The organism is Nonomuraea guangzhouensis, assembly GCF_019396345.1.
GTDB lineage: Bacteria > Actinomycetota > Actinomycetes > Streptosporangiales > Streptosporangiaceae > Nonomuraea > Nonomuraea guangzhouensis.
In genome coordinates this window covers 296,354-321,130 of record NZ_JAHKRM010000008.1, presented here as the reverse complement: position 1 = coordinate 321,130, position 24,777 = coordinate 296,354, and the positions used below count along the sequence as shown (strand labels likewise).

The 24,777-nt window shown below is 70.3% G+C and carries 22 protein-coding genes and 1 tRNA gene; 15 read left to right on the top strand and 8 right to left on the bottom strand.

The features are described from left to right. The first annotated feature begins 134 nt into the window (after positions 1–134). Together KME78_RS18695 and KME78_RS18690 are read left to right on the top strand one after the other, a co-directional pair. Positions 135–1,217 (top strand): GNAT family N-acetyltransferase, encoded by a 1,083-nt coding sequence (locus KME78_RS18695; RefSeq protein ID WP_219530344.1) that lies wholly within the window; start codon positions 135–137, stop codon positions 1,215–1,217. Further along, positions 1,214–2,350: a DegT/DnrJ/EryC1/StrS family aminotransferase gene (locus KME78_RS18690; protein WP_219530343.1), complete on the top strand. Its 1,137-nt coding sequence runs from the start codon at positions 1,214–1,216 to the stop codon at positions 2,348–2,350. Before KME78_RS18695 ends, KME78_RS18690 begins: the two co-directional genes overlap by 4 nt. A gap of 20 nt (positions 2,351–2,370) precedes the next feature. Here KME78_RS18690 and KME78_RS18685 read toward each other — a convergent pair whose 3' ends face one another. Together KME78_RS18685 and pdxR are read right to left on the bottom strand one after the other, a co-directional pair. After that, positions 2,371–3,087, bottom strand: a complete 717-nt coding sequence (locus KME78_RS18685) for a hypothetical protein (protein ID WP_219530342.1) — start codon at positions 3,085–3,087, stop codon at positions 2,371–2,373. A 45-nt stretch (positions 3,088–3,132) separates the two neighbouring features. Then, positions 3,133–4,554, bottom strand: a complete 1,422-nt coding sequence (gene pdxR, locus KME78_RS18680) for a MocR-like pyridoxine biosynthesis transcription factor PdxR (RefSeq protein ID WP_219530341.1) — start codon at positions 4,552–4,554, stop codon at positions 3,133–3,135. A gap of 35 nt (positions 4,555–4,589) precedes the next feature. On the opposite strand from pdxR, the gene KME78_RS18675 reads away from it, so the two are divergent. From KME78_RS18675 to KME78_RS18635, 9 genes are all read left to right on the top strand, one after another. Continuing rightward, the gene (locus KME78_RS18675; RefSeq protein WP_219530340.1) at positions 4,590–5,228 is read left to right on the top strand and encodes a pyridoxamine 5'-phosphate oxidase family protein; all 639 of its coding nucleotides are present in this window, start codon (positions 4,590–4,592) and stop codon (positions 5,226–5,228) included. A gap of 86 nt (positions 5,229–5,314) precedes the next feature. Beyond that, a complete protein-coding gene (locus tag KME78_RS18670) occupies positions 5,315–7,702 on the top strand; it encodes a serine/threonine-protein kinase (protein WP_246651306.1) in 2,388 nt (795 codons plus the stop codon). 111 nt (positions 7,703–7,813) lie between these two features. Further along, positions 7,814–9,442 carry a serine/threonine-protein kinase gene (locus tag KME78_RS18665; protein WP_219530338.1) on the top strand — a complete coding sequence of 543 codons (1,629 nt, stop codon included), beginning with the start codon at positions 7,814–7,816 and terminating at the stop codon, positions 9,440–9,442. Between the two features lie 24 nt (positions 9,443–9,466). Beyond that, positions 9,467–10,813: a protein kinase family protein gene (locus KME78_RS18660; protein ID WP_219530337.1), complete on the top strand. Its 1,347-nt coding sequence runs from the start codon at positions 9,467–9,469 to the stop codon at positions 10,811–10,813. 49 nt (positions 10,814–10,862) lie between these two features. Next, positions 10,863–11,978 carry a DUF2510 domain-containing protein gene (locus tag KME78_RS18655; RefSeq protein ID WP_219530336.1) on the top strand — a complete coding sequence of 372 codons (1,116 nt, stop codon included), beginning with the start codon at positions 10,863–10,865 and terminating at the stop codon, positions 11,976–11,978. Between the two features lie 70 nt (positions 11,979–12,048). Beyond that, on the top strand, positions 12,049–12,642 hold the full coding sequence (gene orn, locus KME78_RS18650; protein WP_219530335.1) for an oligoribonuclease: 594 nt from the start codon (positions 12,049–12,051) through the stop codon (positions 12,640–12,642). Positions 12,643–12,708: 66 nt separating this feature from the next. Next, positions 12,709–12,784 (top strand) — tRNA-His (locus tag KME78_RS18645). Between the two features lie 156 nt (positions 12,785–12,940). Then, entirely contained in the window at positions 12,941–13,168 is a 228-nt protein-coding gene (locus KME78_RS18640) for a helix-turn-helix domain-containing protein (protein WP_214637173.1), read from the top strand. 641 nt (positions 13,169–13,809) lie between these two features. Beyond that, the gene (locus KME78_RS18635) at positions 13,810–14,583 is read left to right on the top strand and encodes a helix-turn-helix domain-containing protein (RefSeq protein ID WP_219530334.1); all 774 of its coding nucleotides are present in this window, start codon (positions 13,810–13,812) and stop codon (positions 14,581–14,583) included. 128 nt (positions 14,584–14,711) lie between these two features. Here KME78_RS18635 and KME78_RS18630 read toward each other — a convergent pair whose 3' ends face one another. Together KME78_RS18630 and KME78_RS18625 are read right to left on the bottom strand one after the other, a co-directional pair. Next, entirely contained in the window at positions 14,712–14,894 is a 183-nt protein-coding gene (locus tag KME78_RS18630) for a hypothetical protein (protein ID WP_219530333.1), read from the bottom strand. Positions 14,895–15,007: 113 nt separating this feature from the next. Next, entirely contained in the window at positions 15,008–15,904 is an 897-nt protein-coding gene (locus KME78_RS18625; protein ID WP_219530332.1) for a LysR family transcriptional regulator, read from the bottom strand. A 138-nt stretch (positions 15,905–16,042) separates the two neighbouring features. Between KME78_RS18625 and KME78_RS18620 the strand changes: the two genes are divergently transcribed. Further along, entirely contained in the window at positions 16,043–16,987 is a 945-nt protein-coding gene (locus KME78_RS18620) for a TIGR03620 family F420-dependent LLM class oxidoreductase (RefSeq protein WP_219530331.1), read from the top strand. A gap of 58 nt (positions 16,988–17,045) precedes the next feature. Here KME78_RS18620 and lat read toward each other — a convergent pair whose 3' ends face one another. The 4 genes from lat to KME78_RS18600 all read right to left on the bottom strand — a co-directional run bounded on the left by lat (position 17,046) and on the right by KME78_RS18600 (position 21,152). Next, positions 17,046–18,317, bottom strand: a complete 1,272-nt coding sequence (lat, locus tag KME78_RS18615) for an L-lysine 6-transaminase (protein ID WP_219530330.1) — start codon at positions 18,315–18,317, stop codon at positions 17,046–17,048. 75 nt (positions 18,318–18,392) lie between these two features. Further along, on the bottom strand, positions 18,393–18,926 hold the full coding sequence (locus KME78_RS18610; RefSeq protein ID WP_219530329.1) for an HdeD family acid-resistance protein: 534 nt from the start codon (positions 18,924–18,926) through the stop codon (positions 18,393–18,395). A gap of 68 nt (positions 18,927–18,994) precedes the next feature. Then, a complete protein-coding gene (gene trhA, locus KME78_RS18605; RefSeq protein WP_219530328.1) occupies positions 18,995–19,642 on the bottom strand; it encodes a PAQR family membrane homeostasis protein TrhA in 648 nt (215 codons plus the stop codon). Positions 19,643–19,685: 43 nt separating this feature from the next. Continuing rightward, positions 19,686–21,152, bottom strand: coding sequence for a penicillin-binding transpeptidase domain-containing protein (locus KME78_RS18600; protein WP_219530327.1), 1,467 nt, complete (start codon positions 21,150–21,152; stop codon positions 19,686–19,688). 96 nt (positions 21,153–21,248) lie between these two features. Between KME78_RS18600 and KME78_RS18595 the strand changes: the two genes are divergently transcribed. The 3 genes from KME78_RS18595 (at position 21,249) to KME78_RS18585 (ending at position 24,694) form a co-directional block, all read left to right on the top strand. After that, complete coding sequence (locus KME78_RS18595; RefSeq protein WP_308127012.1) at positions 21,249–22,094, top strand: spermidine synthase; 846 nt, start codon at positions 21,249–21,251, stop codon at positions 22,092–22,094. 132 nt (positions 22,095–22,226) lie between these two features. Beyond that, positions 22,227–23,633, top strand: a complete 1,407-nt coding sequence (locus tag KME78_RS18590) for a serine hydrolase (protein ID WP_219530326.1) — start codon at positions 22,227–22,229, stop codon at positions 23,631–23,633. 101 nt (positions 23,634–23,734) lie between these two features. Next, positions 23,735–24,694, top strand: coding sequence for a pirin family protein (locus KME78_RS18585; RefSeq protein WP_219530325.1), 960 nt, complete (start codon positions 23,735–23,737; stop codon positions 24,692–24,694). Positions 24,695–24,777: the final 83 nt, after the last annotated feature.

The window sequence follows — 24,777 nt, the reverse complement described above, 5'->3', positions numbered from 1 at the left end:
CTCGGTCCTGAACGCTACCTGAGAGTTATGTAACGTTCCGGAGCTGCGCAGACGACCATCATGTAAGACCGCTTACCCTGGCTGTACAACAGCTACCTCCAAACTGACTGAAGGTATGCCGACAGTAGGAGCCCATGCGCGTCACACTTGCTCACCCTCGCGAGCTGGGAGCACCTGAGCTGAGCCGTTGGCGGGCTCTCCAGGAGGGACACGCGGCATTCGACAACCCGTTCCTGTCTCCAGAGTTCACGATCACGGTCGGTGAGCTACGAGACATGGTCCGTGTCGCCGTGCTCTACGACGGGCCCGACATCGTGGGCTTCTTCCCGTTCGAACGCCACCCGATGGGCATCGGCAAGCCGGTGGCCGCCGGGCTCACCGACGCGCAGGGCTTAGTCCACGCCAAGGACCTCGAGATCGACCCGCGCCGGTTGATCAAGCAGTGCGGGCTGTCGGTCTTCGAGTTCGACCACCTGGTCGCGGGCCAGCCGATGATCTCCGGGCGGCATGAGCGCCACCCGTCGCCGATCATCGACCTGCGTGAGGGGCACGGCCCCTACACCGAGTATCTGCGTGAGCACTCCAGCAAGACCTACAAGACGACCCTGGCCAAGTCGCGCAAGCTCCAGCGGGACATCGGGCCGATCCGGCACGAGTACGCGACCACCGACCCGGCGCCGCTGCACACGCTGCTCGGCTGGAAGACCGACCAATACCGGCGTACGGGGCGCACCGACCGGTTCGCGCACCAGTGGATCGTCGAGCTGGTCGAGCGGCTGCTGGCCACGCAGACCGAGGGCTTCGCCGGGGTGCTCGACATGATCTACGTGAACGACCTGCCGATGGCCGGCCATTTCGGTCTGCGCACGCGCACCACGCTCGCCGGCTGGTTCCCCGCGTACGACACCCAGTACGCCAAATACTCCCCCGGCCTCATCCACCATCTCGCGATGGCCGAGCAGGCCGCCGGGGCCGGCATCCAGGTGATCGACATGGGCCGGGGCGAGAAGGAGTACAAAGAGAAGTTGAAGAACGGCGAGTTCCAGGTGGCCGAGGGCCGGGTCGCCACGATCGGCGCCGCTTCGGCCGTCCACTGGCTGGTGCGGGTGCCGGTGCGCAAGACCAGGGCCACCGTGCTGGCCAACCCGCTGCTGCACAAGACGGCCGACCGGGCGCTGAAGACGTTCGGACGACTCCGCACGGCCCTCCAGTCGTGACGGAGCCCACCGCGACCGAGCCGGTCGTGAAGAGGATCGCCGAGCGGACCGGCCGCCACTGCCTGCTGCTCCCGTCCAACCGCCTCGGCCTCTACCTCGCGCTGCGCCACTGGTGCACGCCGGGCCAGCGGCTGCTCATGTCGCCGATCTCCGCCGACGAGATCCTCTTCCTGGTGCTGGCGGCGGGCCTGCGCCCGGTGATCGCGCCGCTGTCGCGCCGTGACGGCAACATCGACGTCTCCCGCGTGAACCTCGGCCAGGTGGACGCCGTCCTGACCACCAACCTGTACGGCCTGCCGGACGCCGTTTCCGCCTTCACCGGAAAAATCCTGATCGAAGATGTCGCCCACGCGATGGAGACCACCGTCGACGGCCGGCCGTTGGGCACGTTCGGCCAGGCCGGGGTGTTCAGCCTCTCCAAGCATCCCGGCGCCGGGTCGGGCGGCGTCCTGGCGGTGGAGCGCGTGGCGGACCTGCGCGCCCTCACAGAGGCCCGTGACGCGCTGCTGGAGCCGGGCGCCCTTCGTGCCGAGCTGCTGGCCGTGGCCAGCTCGATGGCCCGTCAGGCCGCGCTCCGGCTCGACCTGGTCCGGCCCGCGCTCCGGCTCTCGCGGCTGCTGGGCATGGAGGAGTCGCGCGAGGGCTACCGGATCCCGCTGCGGCCCGACGAGCTCGAGGCGGCCATGAAGCAGGTGCCGTCGCTGCCGCCGTTCGATCCGTGGGTCCGGGCCGACCTGCACGACTACCGTGCCCGGCGCGGGGCGCTGGCCCGCTGGTACCAGTCGAGGCGGCTGGCCAAGGTGCCCGGGGAGCGGGCGCGCCGGCTGGCGGGCGTGCGCCGGCTGGCGGAGCTGCCCTCGGTGGCGGCGGGCGTACGGGATCAGCTCGACCAGCCGCTGTTCCGGGTGCCGCTGCTGGTGCGCGACCGTGACGCGGCGATCGCCGCGCTGGAGCGGCGTGGGGTGGTGACGGGCTACCTCTACGACCCGCCGTACGACGACTACGCGGCCGCCTTCACCGATCCCTCCCCCGATCCGGCCCCGGCCCGCTGGTGGGCCCGCCACGCCCTGCCCGTCGATCCGGTGTACGCCGCCCGCTCCCTGCCGATCCTGCGCGAGCTCCAGCCCGCCTGAGACGGCCCAGCCTGAGATGGTTACGCCTCGGCGCGGACCAGGCGGAGGAAGGCCTTGAGCCCGGAGATCACCTCCTGGTTGTCGCCGAGCCCGTCCACCGTCTCGTCGAAGCGGCGGGTCATGCCGGTCATGCGCCGGTTGAGGTCGTGGTCGGCCGTCTCCAGGGCGTACCGCATGGCGGCCATCTCCTCGCGCAGGCGTGCGAGGTCCCTGCCCAGCTCATCGGTCTTGATGGTGAGCTCGTCGGCCAGGCCGGCCAGCGTGACGACGTCCCTGCGCGGGTAGCGGACCTCCTCGGCCAGAGTCGTGACCCGCCGGCGAAGGTGCGACAGGTACGCGCCCACCGGGCGGAAACAGGTGGCGAGCAGGTAGAAGGCCGCGAAGTAGTAACCCACCTGCGCGCCGGAGAAGAACGTGATGCCCGCCAGCAGGGCCGCCGACACGACGTGCCCGGCGATCGCGAGCCTGAGCATCCGCCGGGCGATGTCGCGCGCCTCGTCCTCGCGGCCCTGCGGCACCTCGATGCCGCGCTCGCGCGACTCGGGGATGTCCTGCGCGACCCGGCGGGCGGCGAAGTACAGGTTCCACGGGACGGTGAGAAGGACGACCAGCCAGATGAGGCTGATGGCGCCCAGGCCGAGGGAGAGCAGCGTCGAAAGCGGCACCCCCGCGTAGAGGATCAGCCAGGCGGTGATCAGGATGCCGATGACAGAGGCCAGAAGTAACCACCATTTCATGCCTTTCACTCTGACTGAGGAGGGCGGCTCGGCAGCACCGCTCATCTACTCATTCAGGGCTGAGCACATCAGGCCGGCCACGATCCGGCAGCCGTGCCTGACGTCGGCCAGCGTGGCCGAGCCGTACCCGATCACCAGGCCGTGCAGGCGTTCGGAGCCGTAGTGGTGGCGGGCCGTGGAGTCGAGCAGCACGCCCTTCTCCCGCGCGGCGGCGACCAGCCCGGGGACGGTGTCGCGGGGCAGCTCCGCCAGCACGTGCAGGCCGGCCGTGTCGCCGCGCAGGCGGCAGAGCGGGCCGAGGATCTCGACGATCGCGCCGCGCCTGCGGGCGTACTCCAGGCGCATCCGGCGCAGGTGGCGGTCCAGGTCACCGCGCTCCAGGAGGGTCGCGACGGCCTGCTGGACCGGGCCGCTGGTGCGGTCCGACAGGGAGAGGCGGATGGCGGCGATCCGGTCGAGCAGTTCGGGTGAGCCGACCAGCCAGCCGACGCCGACGTCGGGGGCGAGGGTCTTCGAGAGCGTGCCGAGCAGGACGACGCGCGACGGGTCGAGGCCGTAGAGGGCGGGCAGGGGCGCGACGTCGTAGCGGAACTCGGCGTCGTAGTCGTCCTCCACGATGATCGCGCCGGTGCTTCTGGCCCAGGCGAGCAGCCGTTCCCTGCGTGGGATGGGCAGGCGGCCGCCGAGCGGGTACTGGTGGGCGGGCGTGGTGTAGAGGACGCGGAGGTCGCCGGGGAGCGCCTCGACGATCACGCCGTCCTCGTCGACCGGGCACGGCACGACCTTCGCGCCCCTGGCCGCGAACACCGTACGCGCCACGTGATACCCGGGGTCCTCGACGCCCGCCCGGCCGCCCTCGCCGAGCAGGGCCAGCGCGCACAGGTCGAGGCCGTTGCCGGTGCCCCTGGTGACCAGGACGTTCTCGGGGCCGACGGTCACGGCCCTGGCCCGCCGCAGGTGGTCGGCGAGCAGTTCGCGCAGGTACGGCAGGCCGTACGGGTCCGGGGAGTCACCCGGAGGCAGGTCGGCGGCCTTGCGCCAGGCCCGCTTCCAGGCGGCGTGGTCGTAGTCGCGCACCCAGGGCGTGCCGGGGGTCAGGTCGATCGTCCGCTGGGCCGGTGGGCGAGGCGGCGGCTCTGGGGCGGGCGGCGCCTCGACGGCGAGATGGGACGCCTCCAGCGCGGCCACGAACGTGCCGGAGCCGTGCCGCCCCTCCAGCCACCCTTCGGCATACAGCTGCTGGTACGCCTCCGTGACCACGGTCCTGCTCACCCGCAGCTGGCCGGCGAGCCCGCGCGAGGACGGCAGCCGCTCCCCCGGCGCGAGCGTGCCCGCGAGCATGGCCCGGCGCAGCCACCCGGTGAGCTGTGCCGAGAGCGGGACGGCCGACTCCCTGGACAGGGATATGGGCAGGTCGACGAGGGTACGCACGAAAGTGGTCTCCGGGAAGCGGGCATTAGTGGCCATACAGGCTATGTCCACTTTCTCATTACCGTGGTCGCATGCTCTCCACCACACCCCGCACAACGCTCGGCCGCGAGAAGCACCGTGGCAGCAACGACAGGAACGACCTGTACGAGGTGCTCGACACCGGGCTGTTCTGCCATCTGGGTGTGGTGGTCGACGGCCACCCCATGGTGGTGCCCACCGGATACGGGCGCCTGGGCGAGACCCTCTACCTGCACGGCTCCACCGGGGCGCGGTCGCTGCGCGCGGGCAACGGCGCGGAGGTGTGCGTCACCGTCACCCACGTCGACGGCATCGTGCTGGCCCGGTCGATCTTCCACCACTCCGTCAACTACCGCTCCGCGATCATCTACGGCCACGCCAGACTGCTGACCGACCCGGAGGAGCGGCTGACCGGGCTCCGCGTCCTGTCCGAGCAGCTCGCGCCCGGCCAATGGGACTACGTCAGGAAGCCGTCGCCCAAGGAGCTGGCCGCGACCGCCGTGCTGGCCCTGTCGCTCGAAGAGGCGTCGGTGAAGATGCGGCGCGGCGGGCCCATGGACGAGGAGGACGACTACGCGCTGCCCGTCTGGGCCGGGGTGCTGCCGCTGGTGACGTCCTGGGGCGAGCCCGTGCCGGATCCGGCACTCCCAGAAGGTATCGACGTACCTGTTCACATCCGCGGCCGGGAGTAGTTCCATAAATCAGGAACCACCTGGCAAACTTCTCTCCTTGATCACGCGTCTCATCAGGTGGGCCCTACTCCTGATGGGGGATGGCGATGGAGTGGAACGCTCCTGGTTATACGGAAATCAAGCAGCTCGGGGCGGGCGGCAGCGGCCGGGTCGTGCTGGCGGTGCACGATGAGACGGGCGTCAAGGTCGCGATCAAGTACCTCTCGCAGAGGTTACTGAGCGATCCGGTGGCCCTCGCCCGGTTCCAGTCGGAGGCGCGGCTGCTGACCACGCTGCGCGACCAGCACATCGCCACCCTGTGGGAGTACATCCAGGACGGCTACGGCGCGGCCATCGTGATGGAGCTGGTCAACGGCGTGTCCCTGCGGGCGCTGCTGCGCGAGCACGGGACGACGGGGCCGGAGGCGGCCCTGGTCGTCCTCAAGGGCTCGCTGCTCGGCCTGGCCAGGGCACACTCGCACGGCCTGGTGCACAAGGACTACAAGCCCGAGAACGTGATCGTCCGCGACGACGGCGTCAGCAAACTGGTCGACTTCGGCATCGCCGTCCACCAGGGGACCGCCTCGCGTCCCGAGGGCACGCCCCCGTACATGGCGCCCGAGCTGTGGGAGAACGCGCCCGCCTCCCCCGCCACCGACGTGTACGCGGCGACGGCGGTGTTCTTCGAGTGCCTGACCGGGCACCGGCCGTACCGGTCGACCGAGCCGAGCGTGCTCGGTTACCAGCACATGCACGCGCCGATCCCGGTCCACGACGCCCCCGAGCCGGTACGCGAGCTGATCACGCGCGGGCTGGCCAAGGACCCGGCCGCCCGGCCGGTCAGCGCCGACGCGTTCGTCATCGAACTGGAGGCGACGGCGCGGGCCGCGTACGGCGAGGACTGGGAGGAGCGCGGCAGGCGGCGGCTGGCCGCGCTGGTGGCCCTGCTCGCCCTGCTCCTGCCCGTACCGCAGACGCCGCCCGCCGAGGTCACGACCTCGCTGGCGCAGACCGTCTTCCGCTCGACGCTCCGGACGGCCAAGCGGCACTCGGTGCGGCTGGGCATGGGCGTGGGGCTGGTCGCGGTCGCGACCATCGCGGTGATCGTCGCGCTGTCGAGCCGCGATCGGGGGACGACGCCCATCGACGTGGCCCTGGTGGGGCCCTCGCAGTCGCAGGGGCCGGCCGAGCAGGCCCCGCCAGCCACGCCGGTCGCGGTGAGCCAGGAGCCCCCGGCCGAGCTGCCCAGCGGCGGCGATCCGTCCCCGCTGGCCGTGCCGTCCCACAGCCCCGAGCGGAAGACCGCCGAGCCCGTGGTGGCCACCACGCCGCCGAGCACCCCTTCGGTTACCAAGCCGGCTGAACCGACCCCTACCAAGACGCCCAAGACGAGCAAGCCCACCCCCACGAAGACGCCCAAGACCACCACGCCGACGCCCGTGGTCACCGTGACCACGCCGACGGTGACGCCGCAGCCGGTGACCTCCGTCGCGGGGCTCACGCTCGGCGGGCTGACGATCGACGACGACAACGTGGCCGGCTCCTCGCTCTCCGTCCTGACCACCGGCACGGGACCGGTCACCGCGACCGCCGCCTGGACCGTGGCCGGCGCCCCCGTCCACAGCCAGACCCTGCGGCTGACCGGCGGCCGGTCCTATGACCGCTCGCTCAGCTTCACCATGGACGAGCGCCCGTGCGGCAAGAGCGTCACGCTGACCGTCACCACCTCCCCCGCCGCTCCCGGCGGGGCGCGGACCGCCACGGTGAACGTGCCGCCCTGTCCCACCCGGGTGACGGGCCTGCGGGTGTCGCTCGACCTGGCCGCCTCGCCGGGCCGTACGGCTCAGGCCCAGGTCAGGGTGACCACCAGCGGCACCGCCGAGGTGCCCGTGGAGGCCGCGTTCGCGCTGAACGGCGACCAGGTCGGCACCCGCTCGGCCACCCTGTCCGGCCGGACGGCCTACTCGCGGACGTTCGCCCACGCCTTCAGGTCCCGCCCGTGTGACTCCACCGTCTCCGTGGTGGTCCGCGCCGGCAACCGGACGGCCACCGCCCGGACCAGGGTGACCTGCCCGCCGAGCGTACGGAAGGTGTCGATCGTGCGGGCCTCGCTCAGCCCGCGCGGCGCGGCCACCGCCGTCGTCTCGGTGACCACCGGCAACGACCAGCCGGTACGGCTCGCCGTCTCCTTCTCCCTCGGCGGCCGGATCGCGCACACCGAGACCCTGACCCTGTCCGGCCAGACCTCCTACACCAGGACCGTGAGCTTCACCTTCGACAAGGTGCCCTGCGGGACGTCCTGGCTCGTGACGGCCGCCACCCGGCCCAGCGCGGCCGGCGGCGGCGACAGCTCGGGCGGCACGACCGCGGCCTGTCAGGAGGACCCACCGAAGGACGACGACGACACCGACACCGACGAGCCGAAGAACCCGGACACTCCGGACACCCCCGCTCCTGACACCCCGTCGTCCGACGACTCCGGAACCATCGGCTGACCTCCAGATTCATCACGGTCTGGAGATAACGCGTGAGAAAGCGGTTACGTCCGGTTAAGCTACGGTCCGTCTGATGAGCGTGGGGGCCCAGAGGACTCCAGAGGAGACCGCATGTACGACGATGGCCGGTGGAGGGTCCCGGGTTATACCGAGATTCGCGAGCTTGGCGCCGGATCGGCCGGGCGGGTCGTGCTGGCCCGGCGGGACCATGACGGCGTGGAGGTGGCCGTCAAGTACCTCTCCGAGGAGCTGCGGTCCGACGTCGGCTTCGTGGCCCGGTTCAGGCACGAGGCCAGGCTGCTGGGCACCATGCGCAGCCCGCACAACGCCCGCCTGATCGAATACGTCGAGGCAGGCGCGGGCGCGGCCATCGTCATGGAGCTCGTCAACGGCGTCTCGCTGCGGGAACTGCTCAGGTCGGAGGGCCCCACGGGCCCGGAGGCCGCGCTGCTGGTGCTCAAGGGCTCGCTCCAAGGTCTGGCCGCGGCCCACGCGATCGGTGTCGTGCACCGCGACTTCAAGCCCGAGAACGTCATGGTCCAGGGCGACGGCTCCAGCAAGCTCGTCGACTTCGGCATCGCGGTCAGGAACGGCGAGGACGCCAGCGCCGCCGGCACCCCGCCGTACATGGCGCCCGAGCAGTGGTCGGGCGCCTCCGCCGCGCCCACCACCGACGTGTACGCCGCCACCGTCGTGTTCTTCGAGTGCCTGACGGGCGCCCGCCCCTTCCGCTCGCCCCACCTCGCGGCGCTGGCCCGCCAGCACCAGAGCTCGCCACCGCCCATCGAGGAGGTTCCCGGGCCGCTGCGGAACCTGGTCGAGCGCGGCCTGGCCAAGAACCCCGTCGATCGCCCATCGTCGGCCGAGGCGTTCCTGACGGAACTCGAGGCGGTCGCGGCCAGGGCGTACGGGTCCGATTGGGAGGAGCGCGGCAAGCACCGCCTGGCCCGGCTGTCCGGCCTGCTGCTGATGCTGTTCCCCAGCCCGCCGGAGGCTCCCGCTGAGGGGCAGACCTCGCTCGCCGAGAACCAGTTCGCCGAGCCGGGCAAGGTGCTCGGCAAGCGCTCCACGAAGATCCTCATCGGCGCCGCCTGCACCGGCCTGCTGATCGGCATCGCGCTCGTCCTGGTGAAGACCGCATCCGGCGAGCCCGCCCTGCAGGCGCGGACCACGCAGGTGACCCCCTCCACCTCGGAGCCGGCGCCGTCCGCCGCGTCCGAGGACGAGGAGCCTTCCGAGGAGCCCACTCCCACGGTCGAGGAGACCACGCCGGAGCCGACGCCCTCGACCTCGAAGACCACCGCGCCGCCGCCCGTCTCCAGCCGCAGGCCGACGCCCACACCGACCCGGACGATCACCAGGACTCCGAAGCCCAGACCTTCGAAGACCGCCACCAAGGCCGTCGTCAAGACCGCGCCGCCGACCGAGCCGGCCGACTCCGAGATCACCAGCAAGGTCGACGACCAACCGGCGGTGGCCACGTCCACCGCGAAGCAGCCCACGAAGCCGCCCACGACCGCGCCCCCGACCGCCAGGCCGACGCGTACCCTGAGCAGCCCGGAGCCCAGCTCCCAGTCGCCGAGGCCCTCCCCCGAGGGTGGTGAGAACAGCGGGTCGGCGTACACACCGGCACCGGAGGGCGGGGCGCTCCTGGGGCTCGTACTGGTGACGTCCGGCGCGCTTCCCGTCACACTTGCGGTAAAGCGCCGTATGGCGGGGCGACACCGGAGGAAGCGCTAGAAAGGCGTCGGGGGGCATACGGCGATGGAAAACCCGAGACACGGTATCGCCGGCTTCCGGCTCACCGAGAACACCTGGATCACCGAGCTGGGCAACTGGATCGACGCGATCTCACCTGACGGGCGCAGGGCCGGAGCCCTGCTGTTCGACCCGAAGATCATCGGGCTGCCCGGTGTGCGTGAGCGCGTCGTGGCGACGGTGCTGACGGACCAGCGGCTCGTCCTGGGCGGGCTGACCGGGCTGATCCCCGTGGCCGACGTCGTGGCGGCGGGCGATCAGGTCTGGCTGCTCACCGCGCAGGCCGTCAGCCCGACGCTGTCGGACCTGCTGGCCGCCGGGCCGATCGACGCGGGCGGCGCGGCGGCCGTACTGACGGAGACGGCGCAGACCCTCCTCGCGCTGCACGCGGCCGGGGTCACCCACGGTTCGGTGCATCCCGGCACCGTGGTCATCACCGCCGAAGGCGCGGCGCTGCTGTCGGAACGCGGCCTGTCCGACGCCATCCGCGGGCAGGTCTCCCCGCCGGAGCGGGACGCGGCGGCGTGGGCGTCGCTGGCGCGGGCGCTGGCCGCCTCGGTCCTGCGGAGCGCCCCGCGGGCGGCGGCCCTCTTCGAGCGGGCCGCGGTCATCGTGAGCACGCACGGCCTGGGCGCCGCCAAGTCCGTCGTGCTCTCCGAGCCCGCGGCACTGCCGGGCGGGGCGATCAGGCACGACCGGCTGGCGCAGGCGGCCCGGGGCAGGTCGGCGTTCGCGCATCCGCCCGTGGAGACGCAGCCGCCGCTCGACGAGGGTGACATCGTCACGTTGCTCGCCGTCCCCAGCCCTCATCAGGCGCAGGTGCACTTCGGGCCGGGAGTGAGCACGCAGTCGCCGCAGGCCGGCACCACGGCCGAACGGATCTGGCGGGAGGGCCGGGACCAGGTCGGAACGGTCCAGCACGGCGGCGGCAGACCGGCCAGGGCGGCGCGGGCGAGGCGGTGGCGGACCATCCTCGCGGCGACGGTGTTCGCGATCATCATGGGCGGGGCGATCATCGCCTGGCTCAAGCTGGGCGCCGCCCCGGACCTGGCGATCACGTCGATCGACGTCGTCGCGCCGAAGAAGACCCAGGGCTGCAACAGCGCCGTCGTCGTCACAGGCAAGATCGTCACGAACGGTGAGGCCGGCGAGATCACCTACGAGTGGCGCAAGAACCTGGACAAGGAGGTCGTCAAGCAGACACTCCGCACGACCTCCGACCAGACCGCCTACAGCGTGCCGCTCCGATGGACGCTCAAGGGCAAGAGCACCGTCAAGGCCACGGCAACCCTGCGGGTGCTGTCTCCCGGCCCTCTCAAGACCGACAAGGCGAGCTTCACGTACAAGTGCTGAAGCCGAGCCAGCAATGCATATCAAAGCTGTTGTTACTACGCTGACGAATATGACCACGCAGACCCCCGCGGGCTGGTACCCCGACCCGTACGGATCGCCCCAACTCCGTTGGTGGGACGGCGGCCAGTGGACGGACGCCACCCACCCGCTGGAGCAGGGGACGCCAGCGCAACAGCAACCGCCTTCCGGACCGCAGCAGCAGTCGAGTCCCGACTGGTCCGCCACACCGGCGAACCCCACGCAGCAGTTCGGCCAGCCGACATATGGGCAGTCCGCGTACGGGCAACCCGCCCAGAGCCAGCCGTCGTACGCGCAGCCCACCCAGGAGCAGTCGGCGTTCGGCCAGCCCTCCTACAGCGCGCCCGGCCAGAACCGATGGGGTGACACCCCGCTGCCCGGGCCCGGTTACGGTCCGCCGCCGAAGGAGAGCAACCCGTTGCCGTGGGTGTTCGGCGGGCTGGCGGCGCTCGTGGTGGTCGGCCTGATCGTGGTGGCCGGGATCTTCTTCGTGAACCGCAACACCGACGGCACCCTCGCCGAGTCCCCGACGCCCACTGAGACGGAGCAGTCGCCGGAGCAGGGCCCGACCACCCAGCCGCCGTCGCAGGCCCCGGCAGAGCTGCCACAGCCGCAGGACGGCCGTGTCTCCGACCCGCAGGCGGGCCTGTCGTACCAGGTGCCCGAAGGCTGGAAGGTGCCCGAGTCCAGCGCCATCAACGACACCGACCCGCGCCACCAGGCCTGGTCGAGCGGCGTGGAGGCGATCTCGCAGGAGAAGTACAACGGCAAGGACACCTGGCGCGGCAACGTCTTCACCGGCCTGCTCAACCCGCTCTTCCCCTACACGGGGACGGACGGGCTGAGCAACACGGCCAAGTCGGTGTTCGTGGACTTCGCCTCGTACTACCCGATCACGCACACCAACAAGATCATCCAGGACAAGGCGCTCAAGATCGGCGACAAGGACGCCTGGGTCCTCCAGTTCCAGCTCGACTTCTCGAAGGAGTCGAAGGCCAAAGGTTACAAGTGGAACAAGGAAAACGGCGCGATCGTGCTGATGGATCGCGGCCAGGGCCAGCCTCCAGCCCTCCTATACACGTCAGTTCCGGACAATCTGGGCACCGACGTGGTCAATCAGGTTCTCAGCTCGCTCAAGCCCGCATAACCGGTGGCACTAGGCTGATGGGGTATTCAGGCGGGCGGATGACTCCGAGCCGCTTGGGCGAGGAGATCGAATGAGTGACTTGCTGGTCTGGATCGACTGCGAGATGACCGGGCTCGACCTGAGTCGCGATGCGCTCGTCGAGGTGGCGTGCATCATCACCGACAGCGAGCTCAATCAGCTGGACGAGGGCGTCGACGTGGTCATCAAACCGCCGCCCGAGTCGCTGGAGCAGATGTCGCAGGTGGTCCGCGAGATGCACACCGCCTCGGGCCTGCTGCCCGAGATGGCGGGCGGGGTGACGCTGGCGGAGGCGGAGTCGCTCGTGCTCGACTACATCCGCCGCCACATCCCCGAGCCGAAGAAGGCGCCGCTCTGCGGCAACTCCATCGGCACCGACCGCACGTTCATCTCGCGCGACATGCCCGTGGTCGACGGCTATCTGCACTACCGGATGATCGACGTGTCGTCGATCAAGGAGCTGGTCCGCCGCTGGTACCCCCGGGTCTACTTCGCGGCCCCGGAGAAGCAGGGCGGACACCGCGCGCTGGCCGACATCACGGAGAGCATCAGGGAGCTCCGCTACTACCGGGCGGCCATCTTCGTCGGCCAGCCGGGCCCCGACTCGGCCACCGCCAGAGCGGTGGCCGAGCGTGTCACGGGCTAATTGGGTGGCGTAAAGACTCCCGAAGACCGCTACACTTTTCCTGTGCCGCCACGTCGGCGGTTCATGGTGGGTGTAGCTCAGCTGGTAGAGCGCCAGGTTGTGGTCCTGGATGTCGAGGGTTCAAGTCCCTTCACTCACCCCATGCACGCGGCCGGTCCTTCGGGACCGGCCGTTTGTCGTTTTCTACGACAACGTCCCCAAAACATGACAATGCGAGTTATGCTCGCTGTCTACCGCTTACGCCGGATGCGCGGGGGCCTCGGCGATCTGACCGTCTGCGCGCGCCCCCGGAGGCCGGATGAGAGTCGAAGACGCAGCGTTCGATAGCGTGTTCACGTCCTTGAGCAAGCGCGAAACCGAGGTCATGGATCTGATCGCGACCGGGCAGTCGAATGGGCAGATCGCGCAGCGGCTGTTCCTCAGCGAGAAGACGGTCAAGAACCATGTCAACCGCATCTACGCCAAACTCGGCGTCGACTCGCGCGTCACCGCGATCGGCCTCTGGCAGTCGCGTCCCCCGTCTTGATCGCGGTGTCCTGATCGCGGTGTCCTGATCGCGGTGTCCTGATCGCGGTGTCCTGATCGCGGTGTCCTGATCCGGCGGATCTCCGCGCACGCGGGTCTGTCCTCGCGTGGCGGGGGTTCTCGTGGGCCGAGTGTTCTCGCACCTCTCGCACGGGGCCCTGGCGGGTCTCCCTGTGTGCGGGCGCCTTCGTGTGGCGCGCCGTCTTCTGTGCCGGCCCATTCACCGGTCCCCCGCGCGTGCCAGGCCTTCTCGCGTGCCGAGCGTCTGGTGCCTCTTGCGTGGGGGCCTGGGCGGGTCTCCCCATGTGCGGGCGCCTTCGTGTGGCGCACCGTCTTCTGTGCCGGCCCATTCACCGATCCCCCGCGCGTGCCAGGCCTTCTCGCGTGCCGCGCCTCTCAAGGTCATCTCCCGCGCCGGGCCATCTCTGGGGCCGGATCTCTGGGAGGCCTTTCTTTTACGGCCGGCATGGGGCACCCCCACCCGCCACACGGGGCTGGGCTCTCTCCAGGGGGACGCTCCTCCGGTGGAGGTGGTCAGGCGCCGTTACGAGACGGTGAGACCGTCTCAGGGGCATTCGTGAGCCCGTGTCATTCCCTGCGGGGAATCGTGCTCCGTAACACGCGTGGGCTAGAAAGGGAGGCGTGGAACGATTCGCGAGCGAGCTACGGCGGTGGCGTAGCAACCGGCGGGTGAGCCAGCTGGAGCTCGCCAACCGGGCCGGCACCACCCAACGCCATCTGAGCTTCATGGAGCGCGGCCGATCCCGCCCCGGGCGGGCCATCGTCGTACGCCTGGCCGAGTCGCTCGAGCTGTCGCTCCGCGAACGCAACGGCCTGCTGCTGGCGGCCGGGTACGCTCCCCTGTTCCCCGAGTCAGGTCTGGACGACGCCATGCTGCGCCCGGTACGCCAGGCTCTGGAGAGCATCCTCGACGGCCACCTCCCCTACCCGGCGGTCGTGGTGCGGCCCTACGGCGAGCTGGTGGCGGCCAACGCGGCCTTCGACGTGCTCACCGAGGGGGCCGCGGCCGAGCTGCTCGAGCCGCCGATCAACGTGTTGCGGCTCGCCCTGCACCCCAAGGGCATGGGCCCCCGGGTCGTCAACCTCGCGGACTGGGGCCGGCACATCACCGAGAGCCTGCGGGCCGACTTCCTCCGCAGCCGGGATCCGCGGCTGGACGCGTTCATCGCCGAGCTGGAGTCCTACGTGCCCGAGGCGGTGCCGGGGAGCGATCATCTGGGGTTCGCGGTGCCGCTGCGGTTGCGTACCGGGGATGCCGAGCTGCGGTTGCTGACCACGCTCACCTCGTTCGCCACCGCGGTGGACGTCACGCTGGCCGAGCTCAAGCTGGAGGCCTTCCTGCCCGCTGACGCCGCCACTGCGGCATTCCTCCAGTCCCGCCACCACCTCGGCTAGCGCCGAGACGGCGGGTGAGGCACTGGGGTTTCGCGTCGCTGACGGCGGCCCCGTGCTCGCGGGCCTGCCGGACAGCGCGGTGGACCTGTTCTTCCTCGACGCCGAACGGCCCCCGAGTCAACCGGTCTTCAGCGTCGTCGCGCGACCAGTTCGCCCTTGCCGACGTTGATCGTGGGCGGCTCGCCGCAGCAGGTGCCGAGGAGCGATCTTCTCGGGGTGGGCAAGGCGTTGCCGGCGGCGAGGGCACGGCTCCGGCGGTAGGGGCAGGACCACCAGGACGGGTGCTCAGGGCGTTCGGCCCGACGCAGCACCTGGTAGGAGTGGGGGCAGACCAGGGCGACGGACGGGAGGGCGTGAGGGCGGGCTCGACGTCACCGGGAGCTCACGACAGCAACTGGGCGAGCTCAGCGTAGGCGGTGCTGGATCACCCTGGCCCGGTGAGATGGGCTTCGGCGCATTTGCGGAAGGCCGCGACCAGGCGGCTGCGGTCGTCGGCTCGGGTGGCCAGCACGACGTGGCTGGGCTCGACGTCCACCAAGGGGATCGTGGTGAGGTCGGGACGCACGTTGCCGACGCGGGCGGTGGCCGGGACGATGACGACAGCCTGCCCGCTGGCGACGAGTTCGAGTTTGTCCTCGCCCGCCTCCATGAGGGGACCGTCGGGCGCCGGGCTTCCGTCGGGCCGTGGGTCGGCGCGCCAGAAGGCGTTCCAGACCGGGTCGAGTGCCCGGGGCATGGGCTCGTCGGCGATGTCGTCGAGGGTGACCGATGCCTTGCCCGCCAGGCGGTGATCCACGGGCACCAGCAGCGCCCGGGGTTCGTCGTAGAGGACCGTGACGTGCAGCTCGTCGGTGGGGAACGGCAGCCGGGCCACCGCCGCGTCCACCCGGTGGTCGAGGAGCGCGGCGCGTGGTTCGTCCCAGGCCAGGTGAAGGATCCGCACCTCGGCGCCGGGATGCCGGTGGCGCAGCTCGCGCACCGCCGGGGTGAGGACGAGGTTGCCGATGTAGCCGATCACGATCCGGCTGGGCTGGGCGGCGCCCCGGGCCCGCGAAACGGCGCGGGTGGCGGACCGCAGCAGCGCGAGGGCGAGGGGGAGGAAGACCTCTCCGGCGTCGGTGAGCCGGCTGCCCTGCGGAGTGCGGTCCAGCAGGCGGGCGCCCACCTGCTGTTCGAGCCGGGCGATCTGCCTGCTCAGCGAGGACTGGGTGAGATGGAGAGCGGCGGCGGCGCGACCGAAGTGCCGGTGCTCGGCGACGGTGGCGAACGAGCGCACCAGCCGCAGATCCAGATCCTCCGGGGGCAGTGGCGAGTCGGGCATGCGCCCAGCGTAGGCCTCATCCTCTGGAGCTGCGGTGATGCGCGAATCGAGATGCGCCTTGCGAAACATTCATTGGACCCTGAGCGCACCGTGGTCCCAAGCTGAGAACCCCAGCACAGCAGTCCAAGGAGCATTCTCATGAGGACCACCGTGGTCGACGCGGCCCGCCGGGCATTGGGGCCGGTCGGTTTGACGCTGCCGGTCTCGTTCACCGACGCCCTGTCCATCGACCTGCAGCGCGAGGCCGTCGAGCGGCTGGAAGGCGCCGGCTACCACGCCGTCTGGACCAACGAGGTCGTCGGCGGAAAGGACGCTCTGGTGCAGCTGGCCGTGCTGCTGGCGGCCACGCGGCGGATGGTGTTCGGCACCAGCATCGCCAACATCTGGGCCCGGCAGCCGCAGACCATGCATGGCGCGGCGGCCGTACTGGCCCAGGCCTATCCCGGCCGGTTCGTGCTCGGGCTGGGGGTCGGCTATCCCCAGCAGGCGGCCGACACCGGTCGGGAGTTCGGCAGTCCGCTGGCCATGATGCGCGACTACCGCGACCGGATGGACAGCCCGACCTCGCCACCCGCCCCCGACGTGGCCTATCCGCGGATCATCGCCGCGAACGGTCCGAAAATGCTCACGTTGGCCGGCGAGATCGCCGATGGGGCGCTGCCCGCCGGAGGGCCACCCGAGTTCACCGCGCAGGCCCGGCAGGCACTCGGCCCGGACAAACTGCTGGTCGTCGGGCTCTCCGTGATCCCGGGCGGCGACCGTGACCGGACGCGGGCTCTCGCACGGGAGTGGGTGTCGGGCAGCCTCCGCCTGACCTGGGTCGCGGCCGCCCTGGCCCGGCTCGGCTACTCGGAGCGGGAGATCTCCGAGGTGAGTGACCGGCTGGTGGACGCGATCGTCGCCCATGGCGCCCCTGCCGACATCGCCGCCAAGGTACGCGAGCACCTGGCCGCCGGTGCGGATCACGTGACGCTCATGCAGCCGATCGGCACCGACCTCTCGGTCGGCGTGGATCAACTGGAGCGGCTCGCCCCGGCGCTGCGCGACGTCACCTCCCGCGGAAATGATCACCGGATCGGGTGATGGGTTCAGGCCGCGGGTGAGAGGGGTCGGCAGCGCCGGTGAAGGTGTGCCCGTGCCGTCAGCGCAGGGCCGCCGAGATGGCCGTGAGGCCGTGGTCGAGGTCGGATTCGGGGATGTTGAGCGCGGGCCTGAGCCGTACCGAGCGCGGACCGCAGGCCAGGACCAGCACGCCCGCCTCGTCCCGCAGTCGCGTGACCAGCGCGTCGCGCGCGGCTCTGTCGGGCAGGTCGAAGGCGCACATCAAGCCGCGGCCCCGGGGGTTGGAGACCAGGTCCGGGTGCTCCACCTGCAGTTTGGTGAGGCGTTCGACGAGGAGTGTGCCGAGGGTGGCGGCGCGCGGGATGAGGCCGTCGCGTTCGACGATCTCCAGCATGCCGCGCGAGCGGACCATGTCCACCAGGCCGCCGCCCCAGGTCGAGTTGATCCGGCCGCTGACCTCGAAGACGTTGTCGGGGACCAGGTCCACCCGGCGGCCGGCCATGATGCCGCCCACCTGGACCTTCTTCGCGAAGGCCACGATGTCCGGCGCCAGGCCGAGCTGCTGGTAGGCCCAGGCGGTGCCCGTGGTGCCGCCGCCCGTCTGCACCTCGTCCAGGATGAACAGCGCGTCGTACTCGTGACACAGATGCTGCATGGCCTGCAGGAACTCCGGGCGCATGTGGTTGTCGCCGCCCTCGCCCTGGATGGGCTCGGCGATGAAGCAGGCGATGTCGTGCGGGTGCGCCTCGAAGGCCGCGCGCGCCTGGGCGAGCGCGTGCTGCTCGGCGGCCTCGACCTCGCCGAGGTGGATGGCGGGTACGTCGATGCGCGGCCAGCGGAACTGGGGGAAACGGTCGGTCTTGCCCGGTTCGGTATTGGTCAGGCTCAAGGTGTAGCCGGTGCGGCCGTGAAATGCCTTCGTCAGGTGCATGACCTGGGTGCCGAGGTCGCGGGACCGGCCCGCCGCCTCGTTGCGGCGGCTCTTCCAGTCGAAGGCGGTCTTGAGCGCGTTCTCGACGGCCAGCGCACCACCCTCGACGAAGAACAGGTGGGGCAGGTCGGGGTCGCCGAGGACACGGGTGAAGGTGTCGACGAAGTCCGCGAGGTGTGCGGTGTACATGTCGGGATTGGCGGGCTTGTTGCGGGCGACCTCGCCAAGGAGCCGGACGAACTCCGGCTCGAAGGGCGGGTTCACGCCGAGGGGCGCGCTCGCGAAGAACGTGTAGAAGTCAAGGTATCGGCGGCCGTTTCGGGCGTCGACGAGCCAGGAGCCTTGGCTGCGCTCCAGATCGAGCACAAGCCGGTATCCGTCGACGAGCAGATGGCGGGCAAGGCGGTCGTGTACGTCCATGTCTCCTCCACGTTGAACCAGACATGGCATACGTTTCCCTGCCCAGGCCCGTTATATGCGGAAAATTTCCGGGCTTCAGGCCGTAGGCGCAAGCTTCTTCACCCGGAACGACAGCACGATCATCGTGATGCCGTACAGAATGGCGAAGATGCCGACCAGCCAGACCAGGGTGAGCGCACCCGCACCCGGCCAGATGAGCAGCAGGACGCCGAAGATCACGGACAGGATGCCGCCGATGATGAGCATCCATTCGTCCTCGATCACCTTGCGCATCTGGATGCCGGCGATGATCTCCGACACTCCACCGAAGATCGCCCAGAAGGCGATCACGAAGAGCAGTGCCAGCGACGTGATCCCCGGCCAGACGAACGCCACGATTCCCGCGAGGATCCCGATGATTCCGGAGATGATGAGCCAGGCGCGGGACTTGACGTCGTGCCGGAACCCGGCGAACAGCGAGAAGATCCCGCTGACGATCGCGTACGCCCCGAAGAAGATCACGAGGACGTACAGCGTGATCGCGGGCCAGATCAGCGCCAGGATGCCGAAGATCACCGCGAGAATGCCGCGTATGAGGACGAGCCACCAGGTGTGTGCTATTTGCTCCATATTGGGGTGATCTCCCGATCGATCACGAGAGCAGACCACCACTCGGTCAAAAGTCAGTAATTCGCCAGCTACACGTGGGAGTAGACCACGATCGACACCGCGATGTACTGCACCACGTAGGCGGCCACCGTGAACGCGTGGAACACCTCGTGGTAGCCGAACCAGCCGGGCGACGGATCCGGGCGGCGCAGCCCGTACACGATGGCTCCGGCGGTGTAGAAGGCGCCGCCGACGGCGACCAGCACGACGGCCGCCACACCCGCGCCTTCGAGCAGCTGCGGCATCACGAAGATCGCGGTCCAGCCGAGCGCCAGGTAGAGGAGCGTGTAGAGCCAGCGTGGCGCGCTCATCCAGAACACCCGGAAGAGCACCCCGGACAGCGCGCCGCCCCAGATGACCGCCAGGACGGCGACGCGGGCGGCCCCGTCGAGCGCGAGCAGCGCGAAGGGGGTGTAGGTGCCGGCGATGATCAGGTAGATGTTCGCGTGGTCGAAGCGGCGCAGCGCCTCGGCCAGGCGCGGGCCGAGCGTGCCACGGTGGTAGGTGGCCGAGATGCCGAAGAGCAGGCCCGAGGTGATCGCGTAGATCGCGGACGCGAGACGGGCCTGCAGCGTGGGGCCGAGCGCCACGAGCGCGAACCCGGCGACCAGCGTCACGGGCAACGCTCCTGTGTGCAACCAGCCTCTCAGCCTCGGCTTCGCGGAGATGGTCGTCATATAACCTACGGTACCGTAGGTTATGGTGAATCCCTCAACGGGGTCATAGCCCGTTCAGGAAGCGGGCCGCGACCGGCAGCGCGGCGCTCCGGCCCGACCCGCCGCCCCGGACGAAGACGCTGAAGGCCAGGTCGTCGCGGTAACCGATGAACCAGCCGTGCTCCCGCGTCCCCCCGGCCTCGGCCGTCCCCGTCTTGCCGGACACGCCCGCCGGGAGCCCGGCGTCAGCAGCCGTGCCGTGGTCGACGACGGCGGCCATCATGTCCCGCAGCGCTGCGACCGTCCCCTCGTCGAGTTCGACCGGTTCGGCGGGCGGGCCGTCGATCTGTTCCACGGCGTCCTTCGACAGGATGCGCGGCACGCGCAGTGAGCCGCTCTCGACCGCCGCCGCGACCATCGCCATGCACAGCGGGGTCGCCTCGACCGAGCCCTGGCCGAAGGAGTCCACCGCCAGCTCGTCCACGCTGTCGGGCGGGTCCATCCGGCCGCAGTAGCCGCCCAGGCCCGTATCCAGCTCGGCGCCGTTGAACCCCCACTTCGCGGCGGTCTCGACCAGATCGTCAGCCGATAATCGGCTGACGGCCTCGCGCACGAACGTGGTGTTGCAGGAGTACGCGAACGCGTCGGCGAACGTCACGGTGCCGTGCCCCTGCTCGCCCGCGTTCTTGATCGACCTGGAGTTCGGGATCGTGTACTTGCCGGGGCAGTCCACCTCCGCCGCCGGATCCAGGCCCGCCTCCAGTAGCGCCGCCGCCGTGATCGTCTTGAACGTGGACCCGGGCGGGAAGAAGTCGCGGAACGCGCTGTAGTTGTTCTCCAGCCGGTCGGCCACCGCGAGCACCTCGCCGGTGCTGGGCCGTATCGCGACGATCGACGCGTCCCGCACCCCGTCGAGCGCTCGCGCGGCCGCCGCCTGCACCGAGCGCGACAGCGTGGTGCGCTCCAGGCTCACCTTGGGCTCGACGGTCATGAGCCGCCGCGTCTGCTGTCCCGGCAGCGCCGACTCCAGCGCCCACCCCTGCCCCACCTCGTCGAACTCCGGCTTGAGCTCGGCGAGGTAGGACTCGGCGTAGCTGTCGTTGGGGATCTTCTCCCCCTCGCTGGTCACCAACTGGACCGCGGGCCCGTCGAACTCGGTCAGCCGCACCGTGCCCCCGTCCTTGAGCAGGGGATCCAGCGTCTCGGGCGCCCAGAGCACCTTCCAGGTCCTGTCGCGTACGGCCAGCCGCAACGTGCTGCTGAACGGCCACGCCCCGAACTCGCTCAGCGTCCTGCTCCCGCTGAACGGCACCTCGGCCGACGTCTCCCCGGTGCTCTTCACGGCCCCGGGCCGCAACTGGATGTTCTCGACGTGCAGGTCCTCCGAGAACGACCGGTGCCGCGTGATGAAGTCCACCGGCGGCTGGTAGACCAGGGTCGCCATGCCCTGCAGGTCCCCCCGCTTCCACGCCGCGAAATAGGCGGCCGAGGTCTGCGCGGCACTGCCCTTGACCCTCGTGGACGCCACCATCGCGAAGGCACCTGCGCCGACTACCGCGACAACGGCGATAAACAGCACAATCAGCCTTCGTCGTCGCATACGGTTTACTCCCAGGAGGGGATCAGCGTGGCACGAGGACAGCGGGAGCCGATGCCCGGCCTGTACCCGGTGACGTTCGGCGAGATCGAACTACTCCGGGACCTGGACAGGCAGGACGGCTGGGTGCTGTCCAAGGATGGCGTACCTCAGTCGTACGTTGACTTACAAGACCCTACTTATCTGGAATTCGAGTACGTACGCCTCATGGCAGACGTCATCGATCTTCTTCCGGAAGGCGCGCTCGCCTGCGTCCACGTGGGCGGCGGGGCGTGCACGATCCCGCGGTACGTCGCGGCCACCCGCCCCGGCTCCCGGCACATCGTCCTCGAACCCGACGGGCTGCTGGTCAACCTGATCCGCGAACAGCTCGACCTGCGATCCGTGCCCCGGCTGAAGGTGATCGTGCAGGGCGGCCGCGAGGGCACCGCCAAGGTCTGGGACGACTCGGCCGACCTGCTGGTCCTCGACGCCTTCTCCGGCGCCACCATGCCGGTCGAGCTGGCCACGACGGAGTACATGGGCGACATCGCCAGGGTGCTGCGCCCGTCGGGCACGTTGCTGATCAACATGGCCGACGGCAAGGGGCTGGCCTTCGCCAGGCGGCTCGTAGCGACCGTTCGGGGCACGTTCCGGCACGTCGCGCTGCTGGCCGAGCCGGGCGTGATGCGCGGGCGCCGCTTCGGCAACCTCATCGTCGCCGCCTCGCGGGCGGAGCTGCCGCTCGACCTGCTGACCCGCCGCGCGGCCGGTGGCCTCACCCAGGCCAGGTGCGTGCACGGGGAGGCGCTGACGAACTTCGTCGCGGGCGCCTCCCCGATCAAGGACGGCGACGCGGTGCTGGCCCCGGTGCCGCCGCCCGCCGTCTTCGGCTGAGCCCCCCCCCAACTCCGGGGATGTCAGGACGACGACTCATCGGGTGGGGTATGTAGGACGGGGCCGGTTGACCGGGGGCACGTGTTCCGCCGAGTCCGGGCCCGAGCCTGAGTCCGAGTCGAAGGAGCTGCCATGTTCCGCCCGTCTTTTGCCGTCGCGGTGACCGCCGTGACCGTGTCGCTCTCCGCGTGCGCGGGAGGGGCCACGACGAACGTCGCCGCCACGAGGCCGCTCACGGCGTCTCTTGCGGGCTCCTTCGATTGGAACGTTCCACGATCGCTCCCGGCGACCACCGCGCCGCCCGTGGAGATTCCCGGCACGCCCGTCGGGCAGCAGTTGCGCTGGCTGCTCGATGCCCCCGCCAGGGCGCCGATCGGGCCGGCCGAGCTGGCCGAGCACCTCGCTCCGGTGTTCCTGGAGCAGGTTCCGGCGGCCAAGTTCAACGAGACCCTGGCCTCGCTGCGCGGGATCCGGCTGGAGCGGATCCTCGGCGCCGCGCCCACCGCCCTGATCGCCCACGTGCTGGTCGGCACCCAGAGGCTCAAGCTGACGCTCTCGGTGGACGCCACCGGCAAGATCAACTCCGCGCTGTTCGCCGTACCGGCGCCTCCTCAGCCCTCGCCCACGAGCTGGGACGAGCTTGACCGGCGGGCGCGCAAGGCGGCGGCCCAGGTGGGCTTCCTCGCCGCCGAGGTGAAGGCCGACGGCACCTGCCGCCCGGGCCACGCCGTCGCCGGTGGTGTGGCGCGCCCGCTCGGCTCGATGTTCAAGTTGTACGTCCTGGGAGCCGTCGCCAAGAAGATCGAGCAGGGCCGGTTCTCCTGGGGCACCGCGATGACGATCACACCCGAGCTGAAGAGCCTGCCGAGCGGCCAGCTTCAGGACCGTCCCGACAACAGCCAGGTGCCGGTGCTGGAGGCGGCCAAGCTGATGATCGCCATCAGCGACAACACGGGCGCGGACCTGCTGCTCCACCAGGCCGGCCGGACGTCGGTCGAGCACACCGTACGGGCCTGGCACGGCCAGGCGAAGCGGAACACCCCGTTCCTGAACACCAGGGAGCTGTTCACGCTCAAGGGCAGCGACTACCCGCGGCACGCCAAGGAGTACCTGTCACGCGACACGGCCGGGCGGCGGGCCTACCTGTCGGAGGTCATCGACAAGCTCCCGCTGTCCAGCGTCACCCCGTGGGTCGCGCCGCGCGAGCTGGACTCGGTGGAGTGGTTCGGCTCCCCCGCCGACATCTGCCGTGCCTACGCGGAGCTGGCGAAGAGCCGGGACAAGCGGATCGGCGAGGTGATGTCGCAGAACACCGGCGGGATCAAGCTGCCCGCCAAGGAGTGGCCGACGGTCTGGTACAAGGGCGGCTCCGAACCGGGCGTGCTCGACCTGAGCTACCTGGCCCGCACACCGTCCGGACGCACCTTCGTGGTCACGGCCATGGCCTCCGACCCGTCAGCCGCTCTCAACGAGGACCAGGTCTACGAGGAGCTCGTCGCGCTGGCGCGGGGCGCGTTCACACTGCTCAGGACGTCCTGATCCGGCGGTCCAGTCGTCGGCTTCGCAGGAGGGGCGAATCCTGGAATAGTTGAAATCTCAACTTGGTTGAGCAGAACAGATTCCGCCGAAGGGAGCCCGACATGCCCGCCGTCACCGTAGAGAACCCGCTCAGCCTGCCGCGCCTGCCAGAGCCGGTCGCCGAGGTGCAGGGCCGCAAGGTGCTCGCCGTCGAGACCGCGCCGAGCGGCTTCGAGGGTGAGGGCTTCCCGGTCCGCCGCGCTCTCGCCGCGATCAAGCCGGAGTACCTCGACCCGTTCGTCATGATGGATCAGATGGGCGAGGTCGACTACGCGGCCGGTGAGCCCAAGGGCACCCCGTGGCACCCGCATCGCGGCTTCGAGACCGTCACCTACATGATCGACGGCGTGATGGAGCACCTCGACTCCAACGGGGGCGGTGGCACGATCACGAACGGTGACACCCAGTGGATGACCGCCGGCGCCGGCATCCTGCACAAGGAGGCGCCGCCGGAGTGGCTGGTGCAGCAGGGCGGGCTGTTCCACGGCATCCAGCTGTGGGTGAACCTGCCGGGCGCCAAGAAGATGATCGCACCGAAGTATCAGGACATCGGAAGCTCCAGCGTCGCACTGCTCAGCAGCCACGACGGTGGCGCCCTGGTCCGCCTGATCGCGGGCGACCTGGCCGGGAACACCGGGCCCGGCAGCACCCAGACACCCATCACCCTGCTGCACGCCACGATCAGCCCGGGCGCGCGGCTGACGATGCCGTGGCGCGGCGACTTCAACGCGCTCGCCTACGTCCTGTCGGGACGCGGCACGGTCGGCACCGAGCGGCGTCCGCTGGTCAGCGGCCAGCTGGCCGTGTTCGACGGCTTCGGCAACCGTCCCGGCCTGACCACGGCGGGCGAGACGATCACTCTGTCGGCGAAGGACACGATGGAGGTCATCATTCTGGGCGGCCGGCCGATCGGCGAGCCGGTGGCTCATTACGGTCCGTTCGTCATGAACACCCGCGCGGAGCTGGTCCAGGCTTTCGAGGATTATCAGGCGGGGCGGCTGGGGTCCATTCCCGCCGCCTGATCGTTCGGCAGCGGAAATGGCAGCACGACGGTGAGCCGCCGTAATTCACGGCGGCTCACCGTATCTTTTTTTACCGGCGGACT

What these genes read in the sequence shown, in the direction of transcription:
- KME78_RS18695 (WP_219530344.1), top strand. Translation starts at nt 135, where the DNA reads ATGCGCGTCACACTTGCTCACCCTCGCGAGCTGGGAGCACCTGAGCTG.
- KME78_RS18685 (WP_219530342.1), bottom strand. Translation starts at nt 3,087, where the DNA reads ATGAAATGGTGGTTACTTCTGGCCTCTGTCATCGGCATCCTGATCACC.
- pdxR (WP_219530341.1), bottom strand. Translation starts at nt 4,554, where the DNA reads ATGGCCACTAATGCCCGCTTCCCGGAGACCACTTTCGTGCGTACCCTC.
- KME78_RS18675 (WP_219530340.1), top strand. Translation starts at nt 4,590, where the DNA reads ATGCTCTCCACCACACCCCGCACAACGCTCGGCCGCGAGAAGCACCGT.
- KME78_RS18670 (WP_246651306.1), top strand. Translation starts at nt 5,315, where the DNA reads ATGGAGTGGAACGCTCCTGGTTATACGGAAATCAAGCAGCTCGGGGCG.
- KME78_RS18665 (WP_219530338.1), top strand. Translation starts at nt 7,814, where the DNA reads ATGTACGACGATGGCCGGTGGAGGGTCCCGGGTTATACCGAGATTCGC.
- KME78_RS18660 (WP_219530337.1), top strand. Translation starts at nt 9,467, where the DNA reads ATGGAAAACCCGAGACACGGTATCGCCGGCTTCCGGCTCACCGAGAAC.
- KME78_RS18655 (WP_219530336.1), top strand. Translation starts at nt 10,863, where the DNA reads ATGACCACGCAGACCCCCGCGGGCTGGTACCCCGACCCGTACGGATCG.
- orn (WP_219530335.1), top strand. Translation starts at nt 12,049, where the DNA reads ATGAGTGACTTGCTGGTCTGGATCGACTGCGAGATGACCGGGCTCGAC.
- KME78_RS18640 (WP_214637173.1), top strand. Translation starts at nt 12,941, where the DNA reads ATGAGAGTCGAAGACGCAGCGTTCGATAGCGTGTTCACGTCCTTGAGC.
- KME78_RS18625 (WP_219530332.1), bottom strand. Translation starts at nt 15,904, where the DNA reads ATGCCCGACTCGCCACTGCCCCCGGAGGATCTGGATCTGCGGCTGGTG.
- KME78_RS18620 (WP_219530331.1), top strand. Translation starts at nt 16,043, where the DNA reads ATGAGGACCACCGTGGTCGACGCGGCCCGCCGGGCATTGGGGCCGGTC.
- lat (WP_219530330.1), bottom strand. Translation starts at nt 18,317, where the DNA reads ATGGACGTACACGACCGCCTTGCCCGCCATCTGCTCGTCGACGGATAC.
- KME78_RS18610 (WP_219530329.1), bottom strand. Translation starts at nt 18,926, where the DNA reads ATGGAGCAAATAGCACACACCTGGTGGCTCGTCCTCATACGCGGCATT.
- trhA (WP_219530328.1), bottom strand. Translation starts at nt 19,642, where the DNA reads ATGACGACCATCTCCGCGAAGCCGAGGCTGAGAGGCTGGTTGCACACA.
- KME78_RS18600 (WP_219530327.1), bottom strand. Translation starts at nt 21,152, where the DNA reads ATGGTGGCGTCCACGAGGGTCAAGGGCAGTGCCGCGCAGACCTCGGCC.
- KME78_RS18590 (WP_219530326.1), top strand. Translation starts at nt 22,227, where the DNA reads ATGTTCCGCCCGTCTTTTGCCGTCGCGGTGACCGCCGTGACCGTGTCG.
- KME78_RS18585 (WP_219530325.1), top strand. Translation starts at nt 23,735, where the DNA reads ATGCCCGCCGTCACCGTAGAGAACCCGCTCAGCCTGCCGCGCCTGCCA.